Origin of the sequence: Nonomuraea sp. NPDC050790 (genome assembly GCF_044456745.1) — a bacterium.
In the GTDB taxonomy this organism is placed as follows: Bacteria; Actinomycetota; Actinomycetes; order Streptosporangiales; family Streptosporangiaceae; genus Nonomuraea.
Window position 1 is genome coordinate 1,328,309 of sequence record NZ_JBITGF010000002.1, and the last position, 22,559, is coordinate 1,350,867.

Below are 22,559 nucleotides of genomic sequence, written 5' to 3' on the forward strand. Positions count from 1 at the left end.
ATCATGGACCGGCTGTTCGCGCCGCCCGCCGACCGGTGGGACGCGGCCCACGCCTCGCGCCTGACCGGCCTCGACGAGGTCCTCTACCGCTCGCACCTGGTCGGATCCGACCCCGCCCTGACCAAGGAGGGCGGCGGCAACTTCTCCGCCAAGGGCGTGGCCGAGGACCACCGCGGCCGGCCCGTGCGGGTGCTGCGCATGAGCGCGTGGGGCTGCGACGGCGCGGTCACCACCCCCGCGGACTTCCCCGCCCTGCGCCTGGACGACCTGCTCGTCCTGAAGGACACCGACCCGCCGGGCGAGGGCGGCATGACCGGCTACGCGGCCGACTGCGGCCTGCGCGCCGGCCAGCGTCAGCCCGGCATCGAGACGCTCACCCACGCCTTCATCCCCGCCGCCCACGTCGACCACTGCCACCCCGACGCGGTGATCGCGCTCACCTCCTTCCCGGGCGGCCGGGTGGCGGCCGAGGAGGAGTTCGGCGAGGAGGCCATCTGGTTCGACTACCGGCAGTTCGACCTCGGCGTCGCGCGTGAGCTGGCCGGGCGGATCGCCGCCCGGCCGCGCTGCAGGTTCGTGCTGCTGGCCAACCACGGGCTGTTCACCTGGGCCGAGACCAGCGAGGAGTGCTACCGCAACTCCCTGGAGGCCGTGCGCAGGGCCACTGCCGCCGTCGGGCGGGCGATCGGGCGCGCGAGCGACCTGGGCGGGCCCGCCGTACCCTCGGTGGAGCCCGAGGCCGCCGCGGACCTGCTCGCGGAGATCCTCCCGCCTCTGCGCGGAGCCCTTTCGTCCGGTACGCCGGGCGTGGTCCTGCACGTCGACCGCGGACCCGCCGCCGTCGCCTTCGCCTCCTCGGCCCGCGGCCCCGGCTGGACGCAGGCCGGCCCGAGCTGCCCCGACCACCTCGTCACCGTCGGCTACCGTCCCCTCGTCCTGGACGGGACGCCGCGGGACGCACGCGACGTGCTGGCGGGGGTGGAGCGGCACCGCGCCTGGTACCGGGGCCACTACGACCGATACGTGCCGCCCGCCGCACGCGGGGCGGGCATGCGCTCCGACGCGCCGCGCGCGATCCTGCTGCCCGGTCTCGGCGCGCTCACCTGCGGGCCCGACGCCGCGAAGGCGCGGCTGTGCGCCGACCACCTCACCCAGACGATGACCGTCGTGCGTGCCGCGGACGCGGCGGGCGGCTACGTGTCGCTGAGCGAGGCGCAGGGGGCGGCCGACGAGTACTGGCCGCTCATGCGGCTCAAGCCGCAGTTGCGCGCGCCGGAGGGCGCGCTGGCGGGCAAGGTCTTCGTGGTCGCCGCCGACGCCGCCGCCCGTGCGGGCGAGGTGGGGGCGGCGCTGGCCGAGGCGGGCGCGCACGTCGCCCTCGCCACCACCCACCCGGACCCGCACCTCGCCCACGAGGCGAACGCCATCGTCCGGAGGTACGGCGAACGCCGCGCCGTAGCGCTCACCCCGGCGGAGAACAGCCACACCATCCCGGCCGGGAACGGCCACACCCCCGACGCCCCCGACTCCGCCACCCCCGATGGGCGGGCGCGGGCGGCGGTGCGGGCCGTGGTGCTGGAATATGGCGGTTTCGACGCACTGGTCGACATGACCCGCGCCGGCGGCCTGGCCAGGGCGGCGCTGCCGGTCCTCGCCCGCCAGGGCATGGGCGGCACGATCCTGCTGGCCCACGACGGCTGGCCCCCCGGCGCCCTGGAGGCCGAGGTCCGGGCGCTGGAGAACACCCGGGACACGACCGCCCCCCAGACCGACGACCCGGAAACCACGGTGGCCGTCAACGCCGTGACCAGCGCCGATCCCGCCGCCGTCGCAGGCGCCGCCGCCTACCTGGCCGGCGCCCCGTGGACAGGCTCGATCCTGCGCCCGCCCGGCCGGCGCCGGATCGGCCACGACCGGAACGACATCCTGACAAGGAGCTTCAGATGACCATCCAGAAGCTGGCGAGCCTGGCCGGTCTGGTCCCGGAGGGCCAGTACCTGATGGCCTCGTGCTTCGACGCGCACCACACCGTAGGAGGCGGCCTGTTCGCCATCAACGGCGCCGTGGAGGAGATCGACCGCGTCTCCAGCACCGGCCTGTTCGCCGCCGACGGCATGCTGTTCCGCTGCCTGTGGAGCGCCGAGGGCAGCCCCGCCGAACTGGTCGCCTACGACGAGACCGGCGTGCGCCGCTACCACCGGCTCGACGGCGTCTCCACCCCGCACGACATCGTGGCCGTGGACGACCAGGTGCTCGTCGTGGCCACCACCCAGAACGAGGTCCAGTGCGTCGGCCCCGACGGCCGGGTCACCTGGCGCTGGCGCGCCCCCGGCGAGGCCGACAGCTGGCACCTCAACAGCATCGCCGTCGCCGGCGAACAGATCATGGTCTCCGGCTTCGGCCCCTTCCTGCGCCGGCGCGGCTGGGACGAGAGCGGCAAGCCCGCCACCGGCCAGGTCGTCAGCCTGACCACCGGCGAGCCCGCCCTGCGGGGCCTGCGCGCCCCCCACAACCCCTGGTACGGCGACGGCGTCTGGCTGGTCTGCGACTCGGCGGCCGGCGACCTGGTGGAACTGGACGGCGAGAGCCGCGAGGAGACCAGGCGGCTGGCGCTGCCGGGCTGGCCGCGCGGGCTGGCCGTCACCGACCGGCACCTGTTCGTGGGCCTGAGCCCCCACCGGCACGCCACCGCCTCGGTCGCCACCGCCGCGGTGGCCGTGGTCGACCGCAAGGACTGGAGCCTCACCGGCGTCGTGGACCTGCCCGCCCGCGAGGTGTACGCGCTGGCCCTGGTGCCCGCGCCGCTGGCCGACGGGGCGCGTACCGGGTTCGGCTCCAACCACACGCGCGCCCACGAGCAGGACCAGCGCCGCCAGTTCGAGCGTCTCGGCCGCCGCCCGAGCCGCCTGTGGGCGATCGGCGACCGGCTGCCGGCCGACGCCTGCCGGGCCGAGGTGAGCGCCGCCGAGCAGGAGAGCGGCCAGGCCGAGGCGGGCAGCCTGCTCACGGTGGAGTGCCGGGTGCGCAACACCGGGCCGGAGCTGCTGACGCCGGCTCCGCCGTACCCGGTGAGGATGCTGCACCGCTGGTACGACGCGGACGGGCAGGAGGTGTCCACGCAGCCGATCGCGGCGGCGCTGCCGCGGTCGCTGCCGCCCGAGGCGGTGGCGACGGTGCTCGTGCGGGCCAGGACCCCGCGCGCGCCCGGACGCTACCGGCTGCGGGTCACGCTCGCACAGGACGGCGGGGTGCCCTTCGACGAGCTCGACCCGGGCGCGGCGGCCGACGTCGCGGTCACGGTGGTGCCGGAGGGCGCCTCCTGCGAGGCGCTGGCCGGGTTTGGGGTCCATCCGTCGGAGGTCCGCGCGGCCCGCGCGGCGGGGACCGTGCCCGAGATGATCGACGCGCTGCTGGCGCGGCCGAGCGGCGGCGTCAACGGCCTGGTCGTCGGGCTGATCGAGGACGCCGGGCGGGCGGCGTTCACCCGCGCGCTGGCCACCGCGCTCGACGCCGCAGAACCCGCGCTGGCGCACCTCGTGGACGCGGCCGTCCCGGACCGCGCGGACGTGACGCTGACCGGCGCCGAGGCGGTCGCGCTCGCGCTGCGCCGCTCGGGCGTCAGCGTCGCCTTCGCCTACGCCGGCACCTCCGAGCTGGTGATGTGCGACGCCATGGCCAGGCTGGGCCTGCTGGTCAACGGCCGGGGCGACCGCGAGTCGCTCTTCCAGGCCGGCGGCGCGAGCAGGCTGCGGCCCGGCAACGGCGCGGCGGTCCTGCATGGCGCCAGAGGGCTGACGAACGCGCTCGGCGCCCTGGCCGACCTGCGGCGCAACGAGATCGGCACCGTGGCCGTGGTCGGGCTGCCCTCCACCGGCTCGCAGCCGTTCCTGCCGCCGCACGGCGAGCGGGACCTGATGCCGGTCTCGGGGGAGTTCGCCAAGTCCTGGCACGAGCTGCGCGCCGTGCCCAAGGACGCCGAAGGACGGCGGGTCGCCGTCGAGGCGCTGGTCAAGGCGGTACGGCTGGCCGTACACGATGCCAGGACCGCACCCTACGGACCGGTGCTCGTGGCGCTCCCGCAGGACGTGGCCGAGGCCGCGTGGGTCCCGCTGACCGCGCTCGACGCCCTCGACGGCGCGGACGACGAGCCGGTCGTGGACCACGCGGCCCTGGTCACGGCCACCTCCCTGCTGGCCGCCGCCCGGCGCCCCGCGGTGATCATCGACGACTTCGCGCTGCTGCACGACGGCCTGCGTCCCGCGCTGGCCGCCTTCTGCCGGCGCACCGGCGCGCCGGTCCTGCAGGTGAAGTACCGGCGCGGGCCCATGCTGTTCGAGCGCCTGGGCCGCGAGGAGGTGCCGGACTTCCTCGGCTGGTACGACCCGGCCGATCCCGTCCACCAGGAGGTCCTGGCCCAGGCCGACCTGCTGGTGACCGTCGAGGACCGCAACATGTACCCGCGGGTGGTGGGCGAGCTGCCCGGCTGCGGGAAGATCGCGCTGACCTCCAAGCCCGCCGCCGCCGAGAAGAACGGCTACCTGCGCGAGGGCGACGCGCTCGTCGCGGGCGACGTCGTGGCGGCGCTGCGCGAGCTGGCCGAGGCCGTGCCCGGCCGCAACGGGTCGGGACCCTGGTACGCCGCGCTGGAGGACGGCGAGCGCGCCCCCGCCCTGCCGGTGCCGCCCGAGGCCGTGGAGCTGCGCGGCGGCGTCGCCCGCGCCATCGGCGAGACCGCGGCCGGGCTCGGGCAGCAGGTGGTGCTGGTCGACGACAGCCAGATGTTCGGCGGCATGCTCGCCGAGGAGTACGACTCCTTCCCCGCCGGGCTGCGCGTCGCGGGCGGCCACGGCGGCTTCGTCGGCAGCGGCATCACGCTGGCGACCGGCCTGGCGCTGGGCGAGCCGGCGGCCAAGGTGCTGTGCTGCCTGGGCGACCAGGGCTTCACCAACAGCATGCAAGGGCTGGTCACCGCCGTGCAGGAGGCCGCCCCGGTGACCTTCCTGGTCTGCAACAACGGCGGCAGCGTCTCCCTGCGCAAGCAGTCGCGGCCGTCGGGCTGGCTCGACGGCGGGCGCCACCGCTACCTCGACAACGCCGCCGGCATGGACTACGTCGCGCTGGCCGACGCGCTCGGCGTGCGCAGCCGCAGGATCGACCTGAGCGGCTGGCACGACCGCGACCACACCGCGCTGCGCCTGGAGGCGTTCACCAGGACGCTCCAGGCCATGGCCGGGCACCCGGGACCCACGCTCATCGAGCTGGTCCTGCCCGGCGACCCCGAGTTCTGGACCGGGGTCTGGATCAACCAGGGCTTCGAGCAGGCGGGCGGCAAGGCCCGGCCCGAGCGGCGGCCCGTGACGGTGGGAGGTGACGACCGTGTATGAGGTCCCGCTGCGTGAGGTGCCGCTGGCGCCGTACGAGGAGGTGATGGGCGCCGAGCGCGTGGAGCGGCTGCGCGTCGAGGCCGGGTGGGTCCGGCGGATGCTGGGCGGGCGCACCGTCTGGAACGTCAACTCGACCGCGGCCGGCGGCGGCGTCGCCGAGCTGCTCCACACGCTGGGCCCGCTGGCCCGCGCCGCGGGTCTGGACGTGCGCTGGCTGGTCATCGACGGCGACGCCGAGTTCTACGCCATCGCCAAGCGCCTGGTCTCACGCCTGTACGGCATCGCCGGCGACGGCGGCCCCCTCGGCCCCGCCGAGCTGCGCCACTACCGGCAGGCCATCGCCGCCAACGCCGACCGGCTGGCCCGCCACGTCCGGCCCGGCGACTTCGTGATCGTCCACGACGCGCAGCCCGCCGGGCTGATCGAGCGGGTGCGCGAGCGCGGCGCGACCGTGGTCTGGCGCTGCCACATCGGCAGCGACCGGCCCAACGAGCACACCCGCGAGGGCGGCGAGTTCGTCCGCCGCTTCGTCGCGCCCGCCGACGCCACCGTCTTCTCCACCCCCGGCCACGTGCCGGACTGGGCGCCGTCGCCGCAGCTCATCGCGCCGTCCGTGGACCCCTGCGGGCCCAAGAACATGGACCTGTCCCCGGAACTGGCCCGCGCCGTGCTCGCCGCCACCGGCGTCCTCGCCGGTGACGGCCGGGCGCCGCTGACCGTGCCCGTCCCGATCGGGGCTCCCGCGGAGGTACGGCGGGCCGCCCTCGCCCTGCGCGAAGGCCCGCCGCCCAGCCCCGATCTGCCGATGGTCGTGCAGGTCTCCCGCTGGGACCGGCTCAAGGACATGACCGGCGTCCTGGACGCCTTCGTCGCCTCGGGCGTGGACGGCTACCTGACGCTGGCCGGCGCCGACGTCAGCGGCGTCGCCGACGACCCGGAGGCGGGCGAGGTCTACGCCGAGTGCCGCCGCGCCTGGCACGCGCTGCCGGAGGAGCACCGCCGCCGCTGCCAGCTCCTGTGCCTGCCCATGGACGACCTGCGGGAGAACGCCGTCGTCGTCAACGCGCTGCAGCGCCACGCCACGGTCGTCGTGCAGAAGAGCCTCGCCGAGGGGTTCGGGCTGACCGCCACCGAGGCCATGTGGAAGGCCAGGCCGGTGCTGGCCAGTGCCGTCGGCGGCCTGCGCGACCAGGTCCAGGACGGGGAGAGCGGCCTGCTGCTGCCCGACCCGTACGACGTGGGCGCCGCCGCCGCGGGCCTGCGCCGGCTGTTCGGCGACCCCGCCTTCGCCCGCCGCCTCGGCGGCAACGCCCGCGCCCGGGTCCACGAGCAGTACCTGCCCGACCGGCAGCTCCTGGACTGGATGCGGGTGATCGACCGGGTCACCACCGCGAGGGCCGCCTGATGCGCCGGCTGGGGCGCGGCGGGCCGTACGTGGGGGACCTGGGGCTCGGCTGCATGGGGATGTCGCAGTTCTACGGCGCCTTCGACGACGCCGAGTCGATCCGCGTCATCCACCGCGCGCTCGACCTCGGGGTGAACCTGCTCGACACCGCCGACATGTACGGCCCCTACACCAACGAGGAGCTGATCGGCAGGGCGATCCGCGAGCGGCGCGACCAGGTGGTGATCGCCACCAAGTTCGGCAACGTCAAGGGACCCGACGGCCGCGTCATCGGCGTCGACGGCCGGCCCGCGTACGTGCGCCGCTCCTGTGAGGGCTCGCTGCGCCGCCTCGGCGTGGACCACCTCGACGTGTACTGCCAGCACCGCGTCGACGCCTCCCTGCCGATCGAGGAGACGTGGGGCGCGCTGGCCGAGCTGGTCGCCGCCGGGAAGGTGCGCCACCTGGCCATCTCCGAGGCGGCGCCCGACACGGTCAGAAGGGCCCACGCGGTGCACCCGGTCAGCGCGGTGCAGACCGAGTACTCCCTGGTCAGCCGCGACCCGGAGGAGGAGCTGCTGGGCGTGCTGCGCTCGCTCGGCATCGGCTTCATGGCGTACGCGCCGCTGGGCCGGGGCCTGCTGACCGGAAGGGTGAGCAGGACCGAGGACCTGCCGGCCGGCGACTTCCGCCGCACGCTGCCGCGCTTCCAGCCGGGCAACCTCGCGCGCAACGCCGGCCTGGCCGGGCGGATCGCCGACCTCGCGCGGGCGCGCGGGGTGAGCCTGGCCCAGCTCGCGCTGGCCTGGCTGCTGGGCAGGGGTCCCGACATCGTGCCCATCCCCGGCACCAAGACCGTCGCCCGGCTGGAGGAGAACCTGGCCGCCGCCGCGCTGGAGCTGACCCCCGCCGAGCGGGCGGCGCTGGACGAGCTGGCGCCGCCGGGCAGCGCCGCCGGCGCCCGCTATCCAGACATGTCCGGAGTGAACCTATGAACGCATGGTGGCGCGAGGCCGTCCTCTACCAGGTCTACCCGCGCAGCTTCGCCGACTCCGACGGCGACGGGATCGGCGACCTGCCCGGCGTCATCGCCAGGCTCGGCCACATCCACGAGCTCGGCGCCGACGCCGTCTGGCTGTCGCCGTTCTATCCCTCGCCGCTGGCCGACCACGGCTACGACATCAGCGACTACGAAGCCGTCGACCCCGTCTACGGCACGCTCGCCGACTTCGACGAGCTGGTTCGCCAGGCGCACGGGCTCGGGATGCGGGTGCTGATCGACCTGGTCATGAACCACACCTCCGCCGAGCATCCCTGGTTCGCCGATTCGCGGGCGAGCCGTACCTCGCCCAGACGGGACTGGTACATCTGGGCCGACCCGCGCGAGCGGGGCGGCGTGCCCAACAACTGGCTCAGCGCGTTCGAGACCTGCGGGCCCGCCTGGACCCTCGACGAGCGCACCGGCCAGTGCTATCTGCACAGCTTCACCCCCGGCCAGCCCGACCTCAACTGGCGCAACCCCGAGGTGCGGGCGGCCATGCAGAAGGTGTGGCGGTTCTGGCTCGACCGCGGCGTGGACGGCTTCCGCGTGGACGTGGCCCACCGGCTGCTCAAGGACGCCCGGCTGCGCGACAACCCGGCCGAGCTGGCCCACGCCAGGCGGCACGTGTCGCATCCCGGGCTGCGGATGCGCAACCTCGACCTGCCCGAGACGCAGGAGGTGCTGCGCGAGCTGCGCCGTACGCTCGACTCCTACGGTGGGCCCGGCGGCGAGCGGGTCGCCCTGGGCGAGGTGCCCATCTCCGACGACCGGCGGCTGGCCGCCTACTTCGGCGGCGACGGCCTGCACACCGCCTTCCACGTCGCCTTCTGGGAGCAGCCGTGGCGGGCCGCCGCCTTCCGCGAGACGGTCGACGGGCTGGCCGTGCTGACCCGGCCGGGGGCGCTGCCCACGTACGCGCTGGCCACCCACGACATCTCCCGCGCCGCCACCCGCTTCGGCGCCGGTCCCCGGCTGCGGGTGGCCGCGACGATGGCGCTCACGCTGCGCGGCGTGCCGTGCGTCTACTACGGCGACGAGATCGGCATGGCCGACGTCCCGCCGCGGGCCGGCCGGGCGCTTGACGTGGACGGCCGCGACGGCACCCGCGCGCCCCTGCGCTGGGACGCGGGAAGCTCGGGGTTCACCACCGGGCAGCCCTGGCTGCCGCTCGGCCCCGCCGAGGTCAACGTGGCCGCCCAGCGCGAGGATCCCGGCTCGCTGCTCAGCCTGTACCGGCGTCTCATCGCCCTGCGGCGGGCGAGCCCGGCCCTGCGCGCGGGCGACTACCGCTCCGTCGAGGCCGGTCCCGACGTCTTCGCCTACGTGCGCTCGGCGCCGGGGGAGCGGATGCTCGTCGCGCTCAACTTCTCCGCCCGGCTCGTCTCCTTCACCCCCCGCGCGCTGCCCGCCGACGGCCGCGCCGAGCTGTCCACGGGCCGGCGCCTGACCGGCACGCGGGTGAGCCTGGCGCCGCTCACGCTCGCCCCCGACGAGGGCCTCGTCGTGCGACTGGAGGAGCCGTCATGACCAGCACCTGGGCGGCGGCCCTGGCGCGCAACTGGGCCGGCAACGTCGGCTACTCCTGCGCCGAGCTGCGCTGCCCCGCCTCGCTCGCCGAACTGCGCGCGCTCGTGGCGGGCAGCCCGCGGATCCGCGCCCTGGGCACCCGCCACTCCTTCAACGACCTCGCCGACTCGCCCGGCGTCCTGGTCTCGACCGCGGGACTGCCGCAGCACGTCGAGATCGACTCCGCGCGGGCCCGCGCCAAGGTGCCCGCCGGGATGCGCTACGCCGAGCTGGCCCGCGCGATCGACGCGGCGGGCTTCGCGCTGCCGAACCTCGGCTCGCTGCCGCACATCTCCGTCGCCGGGGCCTGCGCCACGGCCACGCACGGCTCCGGCGTGCGCAACCCCTGCCTGTCGGCCTCCGTGGCCGCCGTGGAGATGGTCGCCGCCGGCGGCGAGGTGATCGAGGTCGCCAGGGGCGAGGACGGCTTCGACGGGATGCCCGTCTCGCTCGGCGCGCTCGGCGTCGTGACCGCGCTCACGCTCGACCTCGTGCCATCCTTCGAGGTGCGCCAGCGGGTCTACGAGAACCTGCCGTTCGGCGTGCTGGACGAGCACTTCGAGGAGTTGATGGGCGGCGCGTACAGCGTCTGCCTGTTCACCGACTGGCGGGGGCCGCGGCTGACGCAGGTGTGGGTGATCGAGCGCGCCGACGAGCCCGAGGCGGCCGTGGTGCGGCGGCCGTGGTTCACCGCCACCCCCGCCACCGGCCCGCGCCACCCCGTCGCGGACTTCTCCGCCGTGAGCTGCACCGAGCAGCTCGGCGTCCCCGGCCGCTGGTACGAGCGGCTGCCCCACTTCCGGCCGGAGGCCGAGCCGAGCAGCGCCGGCGACGAGCTGCACTCGGAGTACATGGTCGCCAGGCGCGACGCCGTCGCCGCGCTGCGCGCCCTGGAACGCGTGCGCGAGCGGATCGTCCCCGTCCTGCAGATCTGCGAGGTACGCACCGTCGCCGCCGACCGGCTCTGGATGAGCCCCTTCTACGGCGAGGACTCGGTCAGCATCCACTTCACCTGGATCGCCGACACCCGGGCGGTGCTGCCCGTGGCCGGCCTGGTCGAGCGGGCGCTGGCGCCGTTCCGTCCACGGCCGCACTGGGCGAAGATCTTCACCGCCGCGCCCGAGCTGCTGCGCTCGCGCTACCCGAGGTCGGCGGCGTTCGCCGCGCTGGTGCGCGCCTACGACCCGGGCGGCAAGTTCGGCAACTCCTTCCTGGACCGCTACGTGATGGAGGAGCCATGACCACCACCCAGAGCCCCCCGCCCGGCGAGCTGACCCTCACCAGGCTGCGGGTGGCGACCACGCTGTTCTTCGCGCTCGGCGGTTTCCTGTTCGCCGGCTGGGCCGTACGCATCCCCGCGCTCAAGGACCAGGTCGGCGCCTCTCCAGGGCCGCTCGGTCTGGCGCTGCTGTGCATGACCGGCTCGGCGGTGCTCACGATGGCCGTGACCGGCGGGCTGTGCCGGCGCTTCGGCAGCCGGCAGGTGACGATCGCCGCCGCCGCGCTGCTCGCGGTCAGCGTCGTGCTGCCCGCGCTCACGCACTCCGCGCCCGTCCTGGGCCTGTCGCTGATCGTCTTCGGCATCGCCTACGGCGGCATCGACGTGGCCGCCAACAGCGTGGCCGTCGACGTGATCGCCGCGCTGCGCCGTCCCGTGATGCCGGGCTTCCACGCCGCCAACAGCTTCGGCAGCCTGGCCGGGGCGGCGCTCGGCGGCGTGCTGGCGCCGCACCTGACGCCGCTGCAGCACATGCTGCTGCTCATGCCGCTGGGCCTGGCCGCCACGGCGGCCGGCGGACGCCTGCTCATGGGGTCGCCGCTGAAGCCCGCGCCCGTCCCGGCGCGCGCGGAGGGTACGCGCCCGCTCGCGCGGCGGCTCAGCGGGCCGGTGGTGGTCTTCGGCCTGATCGGCCTGTTCGCCGCCTACAGCCAGGGCGCGCTGGACAACTGGATGCCCCTGCACCTCAGCGAGGACATCGGCGCGGGCCAGGCGGTCGCCGCGGCCGGCTACGCGGTCATCCAGCTCACGATGGGCTTCATGCGCCTGGTCGGCAGCCGGCTGCTGGAACGCCTCGGGCCCACGCGCGTCGTCGTGACCGGCGGCCTGGTCGCCTGCGCGGGCACGCTCGTGGCCGCCCAGACGACCTCGGTGCCCGTCGCCTTCGCCGCCCTGGTCGCGACCGGGCTGGGCCTGGCCAACATCTTCCCGACCGCCATGGCCCAGGCCGGCGCGGCGGGCGGTCCCGGCGGCATCGCGCTGGCGGCCACGCTCGGCTACTGCGGCATCCTCGTCGCGCCGCCGTCCATCGGACTGCTGGCCGACGCGTTCGGCCTGCCCGCGGGCCTGTCGCTGATCGCGCTCGCCGCCGCGCTCGCCGCGCTGGTCTCCTGGCCCGCCCGCACCCTCACCACGGTACGGCCGGCCGAGCACCCCACCGACTGAAGGGCCCCCGACATGCACACCCAGCTCGACCTGCTCGAATCCGAGTCCATTCAGATCATCCGCGAGATCGCGGCCGAGCTGGAGCGGCCCGTGCTGCTGTTCTCCGGCGGCAAGGACAGCGTCGTCCTGCTGCGCCTGGCCGAGAAGGCGTTCCGCCCCGCCCCGATCCCGTTCCCGGTGATGCACGTGGACACCGGCCACAACTTCCCCGAGGTGACGGACTTCCGCGACCGCCGCGTGGCCGAGCTGGGCGTCCGGCTGATCGTGGCCTCCGTCCAGGACTCCATCGACCGCGGCCGGGTGAGCGAGGAACGCGGCAGGCACGCTTCGCGCAACCGGCTGCAGACTACGACGCTGCTCGACGCGATCGGCGAGCACCGCTTCGACGCCGTCTTCGCCGGGGCGCGCCGCGACGAGGAGAAGGCACGCGCCAAGGAGCGGATGGTCTCCTTCCGCGACGACTTCGGCCAGTGGGATCCCAAGAACCAGCGGCCCGAGCTGTGGAACCTGTTCAACACCCGGATCAGGCCCGGCGAGCACGTGCGGGTCTTCCCGCTGTCGAACTGGACCGAACTGGACGTCTGGCACTACCTGCGCCGCGAGGCGCTGGAACTGCCGTCGATCTACTTCGCGCACGTCAGGACGGTCTTCGAGCGCGACGGCATGCTCCTCGACGACAACCCGTACGCCCGCCGCGACCCGGACGAGACGCCGTACGCCGCGACCGTGCGCTTCCGCACCGTCGGCGACGCCTCGTGCACGGGAGCGGTCGTCTCCACCGCGGCCACGCCGGAGGCGGTGATCGAGGAGCTGCGCACCACCCGCGTCACCGAGCGCGGCCAGACCAGGGCCGACGACCGCACCGGCGAGTCGGCCATGGAGGACAGGAAGAAGGAAGGGTACTTCTAGCCATGCATCCTGCCGAGAGCACCGACGTCCTGCGCCTGGCCACGGCGGGCTCGGTGGACGACGGCAAGTCCACCCTGATCGGCCGCCTGCTGTACGACTCCAAGGCGATCTTCGAAGACCAGCTCGAAGCCGTCGAGCGCACCAGCGCCCGGCGCGGCGAGGAGCAGGCGAACCTGGCGCTGCTCACCGACGGCCTGCGGGCGGAGCGCGAGCAGGGCATCACGATCGACGTGGCCTACCGCTACTTCGCCACGCCCCGCCGTTCGTTCGTCGTGGCCGACACCCCGGGGCACGTCCAGTACACGCGCAACATGGTCACCGGCGCCTCCACCGCCGACCTGGCCGTCATCCTCGTCGACGCGCGCAAGGGGGTGCTGGAGCAGTCGCGCCGCCACGCCTTCCTGGCCACCCTGCTGCGGGTGCCGCACCTGGTGGTCGCGGTCAACAAGATGGACCTCATCGGCTACGACCAGGCCGGGTACGAGCGCATCCGCCGGGAGTTCACCGCCTTCGCCGCCAAGCTCGACATCGGCGACCTGGCGTTCGTCCCGATCAGCGCGCTGCACGGCGACAACGTCGTCGATCCGGGCCCCAACATGCCCTGGTACGACGGCCCCTCGCTGCTGCGGCACCTGGAGCACGTGCATGTCGCCTCCGACCGCAACCTCATCGACGTGCGCTTCCCCGTCCAGTGCGTGATCCGCCCGCACACCGGCGCCCACCACGACTACCGGGGGTACGCGGGCCAGGTGGCCAGCGGCGTCCTCAGACCCGGCGACGAGGTCCTCCACCTGCCCTCCGGCCTGACCACCACGATCACCGGCATCGCCGGGCCGCGCGGGCCGGTGGCCGAGGCGCGTCCGCCGACGTCGGTCACGCTGCTGCTGGCCGACGAGCTCGACATCTCCCGCGGCGACATGATCTGCCGGCCGAACAACCGGCCGGTCCCGGTGCAGGACCTGCAGGCGACGGTCTGCTGGATGAGCGCGGAACGCCCTCTCGCGCCCGGCACGCGGCTGCTGGTCAAGCACACCACCGCCACCGCCCGCGCGGTGGTCGAGGACGTGCGCTACCGGCTGGACGTCAACACCCTGCACCGCGACGAGCGGGCCGGATCGCTGCGGCTCAACGAGATCGGCAGGGTCGGCCTGCGCGTCACCCGGCCCCTCTTCCTCGACGGCTACGACCGCAACCGGGTGACCGGCGCGTTCATCCTCATCGACGAGTCCACCAACGCCACCGCGGGCGCCGGCATGGTCATCGGTCCCTGAGGTCCCTGAGGTCGCTGTGGTTGCTGGGGTTCCTGAGTGCCCGGAAGCAGGCCCGGACCTCCGCGACGAACAGTTCCGGCTGTTCCAGGGCGGCGAAGTGCCCGCCCCTCGGCGGCTCGCTCCAGTACCTGATGTCGGTGAAGCGGCGCGCGGCCCAGCGCCGCGAGGGCCGCGGCATCTCCTTCGGGAAGACCGTGCAGCCCGCAGGCGCGGTCACCACGTCCGCGCCCGGCTCGCTGAACCACTTCTGGACCTGCCGGATGCTCTCCCAGTACAGGCGGGCCGAGGACGCGCCGGTGCCGGTCAGCCAGTAGAGCGTGACGTTGTCCAGCAGCTCGTCGCGGCTGATCACGCTCTCCAGGTCGCCGTCGTGGTCGGACCACGCCCAGAACTTCTCCGCGATCCACGCGCACAACGCGGTGGGGGAGTCGGTCAGGCCGTAGCCGAGCGTCTGCGGGCGGGTGGACTGCTCGGCCGAGTAGCCGTCCTCCCACTCCTTGGCGTGCTCCATGTCGCGCAGGCTCGCCCGCTCGGCGTCGGTCAGGTCGCCGAAGGTGTCCGGATCCGGCGGCGCGAGCGGGGGCACGAGGTGGATGCCGCGCACGTGGGCCGGGTCGTGGCGGGCGAGCAGCGCGGTGACGCTGGTGCCCCAGTCGTGGCCCTGCGCGCCGTAGCGGTGGTAGCCCAGGCGGGCCATCAGCTCCGCCCACGCCTGGGCGACGCGCTCGACGCCCCAGCCGGGCTTGGACGGGCGGTCGCTGAAGCCGTAGCCGGGCAGCGACGGGCAGACCACGTGGAAGGCGTCCTCCGCCCGGCCGCCGTGGGCGACGGGATCGGTCAGCGGGCCCACGACCTTCAGGAACTCCAGCACCGAACCCGGCCAGCCGTGGGTCATCACCAGGGGCAGCGCGTCCGGGTGCGGGGAGCGGGCGTGCAGGAAGTGGATGCCGAGGCCGTCCACCTCCGTGCGGAACTGCGGCACCGCGTTCAGCCGCGCCTCCGCCCGCCGCCAGTCGTGCTCCCGCTCCCAGTACGCGCACAGCTCACGCAGGTACGCCAGCGGAACGCCCTGCGACCGGTCGGTGACGGTCTCGGCCTCCGGCCAGCGGGTACGGCGCAGCCGTTCACGCAGGTCGGCCAGATCGGCCGCGGGGACCTCGGCGAGGAACGGCCGCACGTCGGCGCTCACGCTGGCCCTTCCTCCTCCGCCGCCCGGTCACGATGACCCCTACATACTGCACAGACCGGGCAGCAGCCGCCAGGCGGCACGCCCTAGTGCGGTCCCGACGCCTCGGTGCCGCAGGGGCCGCCGCCCTCGGCCGCCGGGAGCGGGTGGGGCGAGCCGGCCATGGTGAGCGTCGGGTAGTAGGCGGCGATGCGCTCGGCCGAGCGGCCCGCGTAATGGAAGATGAGGCTGCGGCGGAAGCGGTCGGCGGTGGCGTTCGGGCCCGAGCCGTGCACGAGGCTGCCGTTGAAGAACAGCACGTCGCCCGGCTCCATGTCGACGGGCACGCGCTCCAGGCCGGGCGGCGGCGGGACGTACTCGCGGGTGAAGGAGATCGACGGGTCGGCGTCCTCCGGGCAGAACAGGTCCATCCTGTGCGTGCCCGGCACGACCTCCAGGCCGCCGTTGGCCCGGTCGACGCGGTCCACGGCGATCCAGGCCGCCACGCAGGTGCCCGGCTCGACGCGCAGGTAGAAGTTGTCCTGGTGCAGCGCCTGTCCGCGCGCGCCGGGCGGCTTGAAGTAGAACATGCTCTGGGCTGCTATCGGCTCCTCGCCCAGCAGATCCCACAGGACGGCCGCGATCCTCGCGTCCAGGAGGTAGCGCAGCGCGACGTCGTTGATCTGGTGCGGGTGCATGATGCGGGGAAAGGCTCGCAACCCGTCGTACGGCTGGCCGGGTTCCTGCGGCTTCGGCGAGAAATGCCCAGGGACGGGGCCCGCGGCGTGCAGCCGCATGAACTCCTCGCGCAGAAGCTCCGCCTCGTGCGGGGCGAGCAGGCCGCGGGCGACGACGTAGCCCCGGTCGTGGAAATCCTTGGTGTCCATGCCTTCGAGCCTAGGAACGCGGGCTGTGGGAGGGTATGCCGGTGAGCGCCGACGACATGTCTGATCCTGCTGCCGAACTCGTTCTTGTGGGCCACTACGACAAAGGCCCCGGCTACGCCACGCGGCGCGCGTCCGGCTCGCCGAGCTGGCTGCTGATGTGGACGCAGGAGGGGGCGGGGCTGGTCGAGCAGGGCGGCGCCACGCTCACCGCCGGTCCCGGCGACCTGGTCGTCCTGGCCTCCAGGGCCGCGCACCACTACCGGACGGCGGGCGAGCGCTGGCGGTTCTGGTGGACGCACTTCCAGCCGAGGCCGTCCTGGCTGTCCTGGCTGCGTCCCTACGCCGTCTCACCCGGCTGCCACCTGATCAGCCCCGGCGAACACCTCGACCCCGGCCCGCCCCCGCGCTCCGGCCGGATCGAGCAGGCGTTCCTGCGGGCCCACGCTTACGCCCGCTGGAGCGGCAGGGGCGTGCCGCCGGAGCCCGGGGACACCTCCCGGCCGGTGGCGGGCATGTCCGAGCGGGCCCGCGAGCTGGTGCTGGGCGCGGTGGAGGAGATCCTCCTCGTGGCAACCGCCGCAGGAGTCCCCTACCCCGGCCCACCCCCCACAGGACGCCCGGGTCCCGGCGGTCCGGGTTCAGCCGGTCCGGGCCCCGGCGTTCCGGGTTTCGGCGTTCCGGGCCTCGGGGTGACGGGTCGAGGACACCCGGCCGAAGGCGGTCCGGGCTCCGCTGGTCGGGACTTCGGTGGTTCGGCGTCAGGGGGTCCAGGCTCGGGGATGGCCGGTAGTCCGGGACCTGGGGTTGCGGGTGGTTCGAGGTCGGGGGTGGCCGGTGGTCCGGGGTCGGGGGTTGCGGGTGGTCCGGGGTCGGGGGTGGTGGGAGGTTCGAGGTCCGGGGTGGGAGCGGGGGAAGGGGGGTGGGGTGGGGCGGGGATGGATCGGCGGGTGGCGCGGGTGCTGGAGCTGATCGCCGCCGAACCCGGCGCCCCGCACACCGTCGCCTCGCTGGCCGCCGCCGTGGCGCTGTCGCCCTCGCGCTTCGCCCACGTCTTCGCCGAGCACACCGGCCGCACCCCCATGCGCGCGGTACGCGCCGCCCGCCTGGCCCACGCCGCGAGGCTCCTGGAAGCCACCGACCTGGACGTCGGCCAGGTCGCGGCGGCCTGCGGCTTCGTCAGCCCGTTCCACTTCAGCCGCACCTTCGCCCAGGAGTACGGCCTGCCGCCCCGCGCCTACCGCCGCCGCCTCGGCGCCTAGAGGTCGACGGGACCGCCGCTGCGCCAGTACACGTTCTCCTCGCGCGACAGCAGATCAGCGTCCACCAGATACCGCCGCAAAGCCGCGTAGTCATCGTGAAAGGCCCGCAGCGCCACGTTCACATCCTTCTCCGCATAACGCACCCCCGGCTCGAAGACCCGCGCGATGTAACGCAGCACCACCAGCCGCTTCTCATGCCTCGTCGGGATCGTCTGCAGCCGCCCGTCCACCAGGAACGTCTGCAGCACCCGCTCCTCCTCGTTCAGCCGCGGCGACGGCTCGGCCAGCGCCTTGAGCAGCTCACGGAAGCGCTCGGGCCGCGCCCGCCACCGCCCCCCGTCATCAGGTACGGCCAGCCCACCGGCCCGCAGCCTCTCCAGCACCTTGGGGGACGGCTCCGCCTCGCCACCGGACAGCACCAGTGCCGAGAAGGCCCGCAGGGTGTCGTCCTGCGCCAGCAGACCGAGAACCCGCTTGACGTCATCGTCGCTCATTCCCCCTATTTTGAACCATGCTGAAGATGATCCTCGTCGCCTCCGTCATCGCCGGAGCGATCCCCCAGGGCTTCCTGCTGTATGAGAAGGACGCCGCCAAGAAGGACCGGAACCCCGAGACGAGCTGGACGGTGAGCCGGAAGAAGACCGCCAAGTCGGTCGTGAACCCGTGCGACCGCGCCGCCCTCGGCCAGGCCGGCCGTACCTCCGCGAAGACGATCGTCTACACGGCCGTCCCCGACTACTCCAAGTCGGAGCAGGTGATCCTCTACGCCGACGCGGCGTCGGCGGGGGCCGCACTGACGGCGATCAGGAGCGCGGCGGCCTCGTGCGGGAGCAAGGGCTACCGGTTCTCCTCCCGCGCGGTGAAGCTCGGCGACGCCGCCCTCGCGGTCACCGGCCAGAGCTACCACAAGGGCAAGGCCGCGGTCGGCGGCGAGCGCGCGATCGTGGTCAGGCGGGCCAACGCGCTGATCGTGTACACGCAGGCGGGGGAGTGGGGCAGGCCCGCCGCGGCCGACTTCGCCCGGCAGACCAAGGACGCCGGGCGCATGCTGGCCAAGATCTGTCAGGTGGCCTCGTGCTGAATGTCTCGATCTTGAGACATTGTCATGACACGACGGGGAACCTCGTGACGCGAAACTAGAGGAAGAGGCGTGTGCCGGGGCGCCCTTGCCAGTCCGTCCCGGCGCACGGCTTAACCCGCGCCCGCGCTCAGAGCCGGTTGAGGCCCTGCACGTGCAGGACGGCGCGGCCCTCCTCGTCCGACGCGGTCAGGTCCACCTGGGCGTCGATCCCCCAGTCGCCATCGCCCGCCGGGTCCTTCACCGTCTGGCGGACCTTCCACAGCCCGCTCTCCTCCTCGATCCGCAGCAGCGCGGGCCCCCGGGCGCCGGCGTCGGTGAGGATCTCCTCGTGGTCGTCGTAGTAGGCGTCGAGCGCGGCGGGCCAGTCGACGTCGGGGGCCAGCTCGGCCAGCTCCTCCTCCTTCTCCAGCGCGCACAGCTCCACCAGCCGGAACATCGCGTTGCGCACCAGCACGCGGAACGCGCGCACGTTGGCGGTGACCGGGCGGACCTTGGTCTCGAGCTGGTGGTGCGCCTCCAGGGCCTCGGCCGGGTTGGCCAGCTTCTCCCACTCGTCGATCAGCGAGGAGTCGACCTGGCGCACCAGCTCGCCCAGCCACTCGATGAGGTCGACGAGGTCCTCGGTCTTCAGGTGCTCGGGCACGGTGCGCGACAGGGTCCGGTAGGCGTCGGCCAGGTAGCGCAGGACGGTGCCCTCGGATCGGGCCAGCTCGTAGACCTGGATGTACTCGCTGAACGTCATCGCCCGCTCGTACATGTCACGCACGACCGACTTGGGGCTGACGGTGTAGTCGCCCACCCACGGGTGGCCGCGGCGGTAGGTCTCGTAGGCGCCGAGGAGCAGCGTCTCCAGCGGCATCGGGTACATGACCTCGGTGAGGGCGTCCATGCGCTCCTCGTACTCCATGCCGTCGGCCTTCATCTGGGCCACGGCCTCGCCGCGGGCCTTCTTCAGCTGGGCCGACAGGATCTGGCGCGGGTCGTCGAGGATGGACTCGACGATGGAGACCATGTCGAGGGCGTAGCTGGGGGAGTCCTGGCCGAGCAGGTCGAAGGCGGCCAGCGCGAACGTGGACAGCGCCTGGTTGAGGGCGAAGTCCTCCTGCAGCTCGATCGTCAGGCGGGCCCGCCTGCCCTGCTCGTCGGGGTCCTTCAACTGCTCGACGATGCCGCCGGCCAGCAGCGACCGGTAGATGGCGATGGCCTGGCTGATGTGCCGGCGCTGCCACTTGCGGTCCTCGTGGTTGTCGGTGAGCAGGTGCCGCATCGCGGAGAAGCAGTCGCCGGGGCGGTTGATGACCGCCAGCAGCATCGCGTTGCTGACCTTGAAGCGGGAGTTGAGCGGCTCGGGCTCGGCGGTCTGGAGCTTCTCGAACGTCTCCTCGCTCCAGCCGACGAAGCCCTCCGGCGGCTTCTTGCGGGCGTAGCCGCGCCGCCGCTTCGGGTCGTCGCCGATCTTGGCCAGCGCCTTGGCGTTCTCGATGTCGTGCTCGGGGGCCTGGCAGGCGACGTAGCCGATGGTGTCGAAGCCGGCCCGGCCGGCGCGGCCGGCGATCTGGTGGAACTCGCGGGCGCGCAGCCTGCGCACCTTGTTGCCGTCGTACTTGGACAGGGCGGTGAACAGCACGGTGCGGATCGGCACGTTGACGCCGACGCCGAGGGTGTCGGTGCCGCAGATGACCTTCAGCAGGCCCGCCTGGGCCAGCCGCTCGACCAGGCGCCGGTACTTGGGCAGCATGCCGGCGTGGTGGACGCCGATGCCGTGCCGTACCAGGCGGGACAGGTTCCGGCCGAAGCGGGTGGTGAAGCGGAAGCCCCCGATCATGGCCGCGATGGCTTCCTTCTCCGTCTTCGTCGCCATGTTGATGGACATGAGGGACTGGGCCCGTTCCATCGCGGCGGCCTGCGTGAAGTGGACCACGTAGACCGGCGCCTGGCCGGTGGAGAGCATCTCCTCCAGCGTCTCGTGCAGCGGCGTCATCCGGTAGGAGTAGATCAGCGGGACGGGGCGTTCGGCGTGCTTGACGACCGCGGTCGGCCTGCCGGTGCGGCGGGTCAGGTCGCGCTCGAACATCGACACGTCGCCGAGCGTCGCCGACATCAGGACGAACTGGACGTTGGGCAGCTCCAGCAGCGGCACCTGCCAGGCCCAGCCCCGGTCGGGCTCGGCGTAGAAGTGGAACTCGTCCATGACGACCTGGCCCACGTCGGCCGCGGCGCCGTCGCGCAGCGCGAGGTTGGCGAGGATCTCGGCGGTGCAGCAGATGATCGGGGCGCCGGGGTTGACGCTGGCGTCGCCGGTCATCATGCCGACGTTCTCCACGCCGAAGATCTCGCACAGGTCGAAGAACTTCTCCGAGACCAGCGCCTTGATCGGGGCGGTGTAGAACGTGCGCACGTCCCTGGTCAGGGCGGCGAAGTGCGCGCCGGCCGCCACCAGCGACTTGCCCGAGCCGGTCGGGGTGGCGAGGATCAGGTTGCTGCCCGAGACGACCTCGATCAGCGCCTCCTCCTGGGCGGGGTAGAGCGTGAGCCCGCGGTCGGCGTTCCAGCCGACGAACGCGTCGAAGATCTCATCGGGCTCGGCGTCGATCTCTTCCGGCAGGCGGTCTACGAGGAGGCTCACCCTCCTATCCTGCCGAATTCCGGGACCTGGTCGAACACGCCCGCCCGGATCCGCCCCGCTTCGCACTGGATGATTACATGGAGTCATGAGTCGATCGCTTCTGGTAGCCGGTGTTCTCGCGGTGGCGTTGTGCGCCTGCGGCACGACCAAGCCGCAGCCCACGCGGCCCGCCGAGCCGCCCGCGGCCGGGGGCCAGGCGAACCCCAGCCCGTCGGCCAGCCCGAGCCCGTCGGCCAGCCCCGCGGTCAACTCCTTCGTCCCCTCCTACCTGGAGCCGGAGAACAAGGACCTGAAGCCGGCCGAGAAGCTGATGCGCGACCACCACCTGCTCCAGGACTGGGCGGAGTCGGCCTCCGACGCGTTCGTCCCGCCGCGCGACATCCCGGTCAACGCCGAGCAGTGCGACACCGTCAACGCCTTCTACAGCCCGGAGAACCGGTCGATCACCATGTGCTACGAGATGGTGGCGTACCTGCAGAGCCTCTTCGCCGCCCCCGAGGACGGCCAGAGCGCCACCCCCGACCCGCAGGACGTGGACGAGAACGTCGTGGGCGCGATGAGCGGCATCTACTTCCACGAGCTCGGCCACGCCCTCATCGACCTGTACGACCTGCCCTCCACCGGCAAGGAGGAGGACGCCGTCGACCAGTTGTCCGCCCTCGTGCTCATCACCTCGGCAGAGGACCAGCGGGACTACTCCGAGATCATCAGCACCATCCAGGCGTGGGGCCGCATCTCCCAGCAGGAGGTCTCCCAGCCCCTCGACAAGACCGTCTTCGCCGACGAGCACTCGCTGAGCGTCCAGCGCTACTACAACATGATGTGCTACCTGTACGGCTCCAACCACAACGCCTTCCTGCCGCTGGTGGCCGACGGAGACCTGCCGGTCACGCGGGCGGTGCGCTGCGAGGAGGAGTACGCGAAGATGGCCAAGGCGTGGACCAGGCTGCTGGCCCCGCACATGCGCACCGACCCGCCCGAGGTGACCCCGACGCCGAGCCCGGCCCCCACGCTCACTCCGGCCCCGGTCCCGACCCCGTCCGGCTAGGTGAGGTCCAGTTGCAGCAGCACGGTGTCCAGCCAGCGCCCGTGCTTGAAGCCGACCCCGCGCAGCCGTCCCGCCTCCTGGAAGCCCAGCGCCCGGTGCAGTTTGTCCGAGGCCGGGTCGCCGCCGTCGGCGACCACCGCGATGAGCTGGCGCGCGCCGCGCTCCCTGCAGGCCGCGACCAGCGCCTCCAGCAGCGCCCTGCCCAGCCCCCTGCCGGTGAACCCGGGCGCGAGGTAGAGGCTGTCCTCCAGGCTGTGCCGGTAGCCGGGCCGAGGCCGGTACTGCCCCGCGTAGGCGAACCCGCCGACCTCCCCGTCCACCTCCGCCACCAAGAACGGCAGGCCCAGGTCCGCCTTCGCCCGCCAGAACCCGAGCTCCGGCGGGTCCACCTCGAAGGTGGCCACGGAGGTGAGCACGTAGTGGGCGTAGATGTCGGTGACGGCGGGCAGGTCGGCCTCGGTGACCGGGCGGATGACGTGCATGTCACCTGATTG

General features: G+C 73.5%; 17 protein-coding genes. 12 read left to right on the forward strand and 5 right to left on the reverse strand.

The window, feature by feature from the left end; all coding sequences use genetic code 11:
* The first annotated feature begins 3 nt into the window (after nt 1–3).
* The 9 genes from ACIBEJ_RS14585 to ACIBEJ_RS14625 are packed head-to-tail and all read left to right on the forward strand — an operon-like array spanning nt 4 to nt 13,999.
* Nucleotides 4–1,947 (forward strand): class II aldolase/adducin family protein, encoded by a 1,944-nt coding sequence (locus ACIBEJ_RS14585; protein WP_397183173.1) that lies wholly within the window; start codon nt 4–6, stop codon nt 1,945–1,947.
* The gene (locus ACIBEJ_RS14590; RefSeq protein WP_397183174.1) at nt 1,944–5,384 is read left to right on the forward strand and encodes a DUF4915 domain-containing protein; all 3,441 of its coding nucleotides are present in this window, start codon (nt 1,944–1,946) and stop codon (nt 5,382–5,384) included. The genes ACIBEJ_RS14585 and ACIBEJ_RS14590 overlap by 4 nt, the downstream gene beginning before the upstream one ends.
* A complete protein-coding gene (locus tag ACIBEJ_RS14595) occupies nt 5,377–6,789 on the forward strand; it encodes a glycosyltransferase (RefSeq protein WP_397183175.1) in 1,413 nt (470 codons plus the stop codon). The genes ACIBEJ_RS14590 and ACIBEJ_RS14595 overlap by 8 nt, the downstream gene beginning before the upstream one ends.
* The gene (locus ACIBEJ_RS14600) at nt 6,789–7,763 is read left to right on the forward strand and encodes an aldo/keto reductase (protein WP_397183176.1); all 975 of its coding nucleotides are present in this window, start codon (nt 6,789–6,791) and stop codon (nt 7,761–7,763) included. The genes ACIBEJ_RS14595 and ACIBEJ_RS14600 overlap by 1 nt, the downstream gene beginning before the upstream one ends.
* Nucleotides 7,760–9,337 carry an alpha-amylase family glycosyl hydrolase gene (locus ACIBEJ_RS14605; protein ID WP_397183177.1) on the forward strand — a complete coding sequence of 526 codons (1,578 nt, stop codon included), beginning with the start codon at nt 7,760–7,762 and terminating at the stop codon, nt 9,335–9,337. Before ACIBEJ_RS14600 ends, ACIBEJ_RS14605 begins: the two co-directional genes overlap by 4 nt.
* Nucleotides 9,334–10,617 (forward strand): FAD-binding protein, encoded by a 1,284-nt coding sequence (locus ACIBEJ_RS14610; protein ID WP_397183178.1) that lies wholly within the window; start codon nt 9,334–9,336, stop codon nt 10,615–10,617. The genes ACIBEJ_RS14605 and ACIBEJ_RS14610 overlap by 4 nt, the downstream gene beginning before the upstream one ends.
* A complete protein-coding gene (locus ACIBEJ_RS14615; protein WP_397183179.1) occupies nt 10,614–11,819 on the forward strand; it encodes an MFS transporter in 1,206 nt (401 codons plus the stop codon). The genes ACIBEJ_RS14610 and ACIBEJ_RS14615 overlap by 4 nt, the downstream gene beginning before the upstream one ends.
* A gap of 12 nt (nt 11,820–11,831) precedes the next feature.
* Nucleotides 11,832–12,728 carry a sulfate adenylyltransferase subunit CysD gene (cysD, locus tag ACIBEJ_RS14620; RefSeq protein WP_397183180.1) on the forward strand — a complete coding sequence of 299 codons (897 nt, stop codon included), beginning with the start codon at nt 11,832–11,834 and terminating at the stop codon, nt 12,726–12,728.
* A gap of 2 nt (nt 12,729–12,730) precedes the next feature.
* The gene (locus tag ACIBEJ_RS14625) at nt 12,731–13,999 is read left to right on the forward strand and encodes a sulfate adenylyltransferase subunit 1 (RefSeq protein WP_397183181.1); all 1,269 of its coding nucleotides are present in this window, start codon (nt 12,731–12,733) and stop codon (nt 13,997–13,999) included.
* Here ACIBEJ_RS14625 and ACIBEJ_RS14630 read toward each other — a convergent pair.
* On the reverse strand, nt 13,986–15,188 hold the full coding sequence (locus tag ACIBEJ_RS14630) for an epoxide hydrolase family protein (protein WP_397183182.1): 1,203 nt from the start codon (nt 15,186–15,188) through the stop codon (nt 13,986–13,988). The two genes, ACIBEJ_RS14625 and ACIBEJ_RS14630, sit on opposite strands and share 14 nt — an antisense overlap.
* A gap of 83 nt (nt 15,189–15,271) precedes the next feature.
* Nucleotides 15,272–16,051, reverse strand: a complete 780-nt coding sequence (locus ACIBEJ_RS14635; protein WP_397183183.1) for a phytanoyl-CoA dioxygenase family protein — start codon at nt 16,049–16,051, stop codon at nt 15,272–15,274.
* 56 nt (nt 16,052–16,107) lie between these two features.
* Here ACIBEJ_RS14635 and ACIBEJ_RS14640 point away from each other — a divergent pair, with 56 nt between their 5' ends.
* Nucleotides 16,108–17,310, forward strand: coding sequence for a helix-turn-helix domain-containing protein (locus tag ACIBEJ_RS14640; protein ID WP_397183184.1), 1,203 nt, complete (start codon nt 16,108–16,110; stop codon nt 17,308–17,310).
* On the opposite strand, the gene ACIBEJ_RS14645 is transcribed toward ACIBEJ_RS14640, so the two are convergent.
* Entirely contained in the window at nt 17,307–17,804 is a 498-nt protein-coding gene (locus ACIBEJ_RS14645) for a DUF2087 domain-containing protein (protein WP_397183185.1), read from the reverse strand. The genes ACIBEJ_RS14640 and ACIBEJ_RS14645 overlap by 4 nt on opposite strands.
* A gap of 17 nt (nt 17,805–17,821) precedes the next feature.
* Here ACIBEJ_RS14645 and ACIBEJ_RS14650 point away from each other — a divergent pair, with 17 nt between their 5' ends.
* Nucleotides 17,822–18,391, forward strand: coding sequence for a hypothetical protein (locus tag ACIBEJ_RS14650; protein WP_397183186.1), 570 nt, complete (start codon nt 17,822–17,824; stop codon nt 18,389–18,391).
* Between the two features lie 127 nt (nt 18,392–18,518).
* Here ACIBEJ_RS14650 and ACIBEJ_RS14655 read toward each other — a convergent pair whose 3' ends face one another.
* On the reverse strand, nt 18,519–21,017 hold the full coding sequence (locus ACIBEJ_RS14655; RefSeq protein WP_397183187.1) for a DEAD/DEAH box helicase: 2,499 nt from the start codon (nt 21,015–21,017) through the stop codon (nt 18,519–18,521).
* An 85-nt stretch (nt 21,018–21,102) separates the two neighbouring features.
* Between ACIBEJ_RS14655 and ACIBEJ_RS14660 the strand changes: the two genes are divergently transcribed.
* On the forward strand, nt 21,103–22,065 hold the full coding sequence (locus ACIBEJ_RS14660) for a DUF4344 domain-containing metallopeptidase (protein WP_397183188.1): 963 nt from the start codon (nt 21,103–21,105) through the stop codon (nt 22,063–22,065).
* Here ACIBEJ_RS14660 and ACIBEJ_RS14665 read toward each other — a convergent pair.
* Nucleotides 22,062–22,547 carry a GNAT family N-acetyltransferase gene (locus ACIBEJ_RS14665; RefSeq protein ID WP_397183189.1) on the reverse strand — a complete coding sequence of 162 codons (486 nt, stop codon included), beginning with the start codon at nt 22,545–22,547 and terminating at the stop codon, nt 22,062–22,064. The genes ACIBEJ_RS14660 and ACIBEJ_RS14665 overlap by 4 nt on opposite strands.
* Nucleotides 22,548–22,559 lie beyond the last annotated feature (12 nt).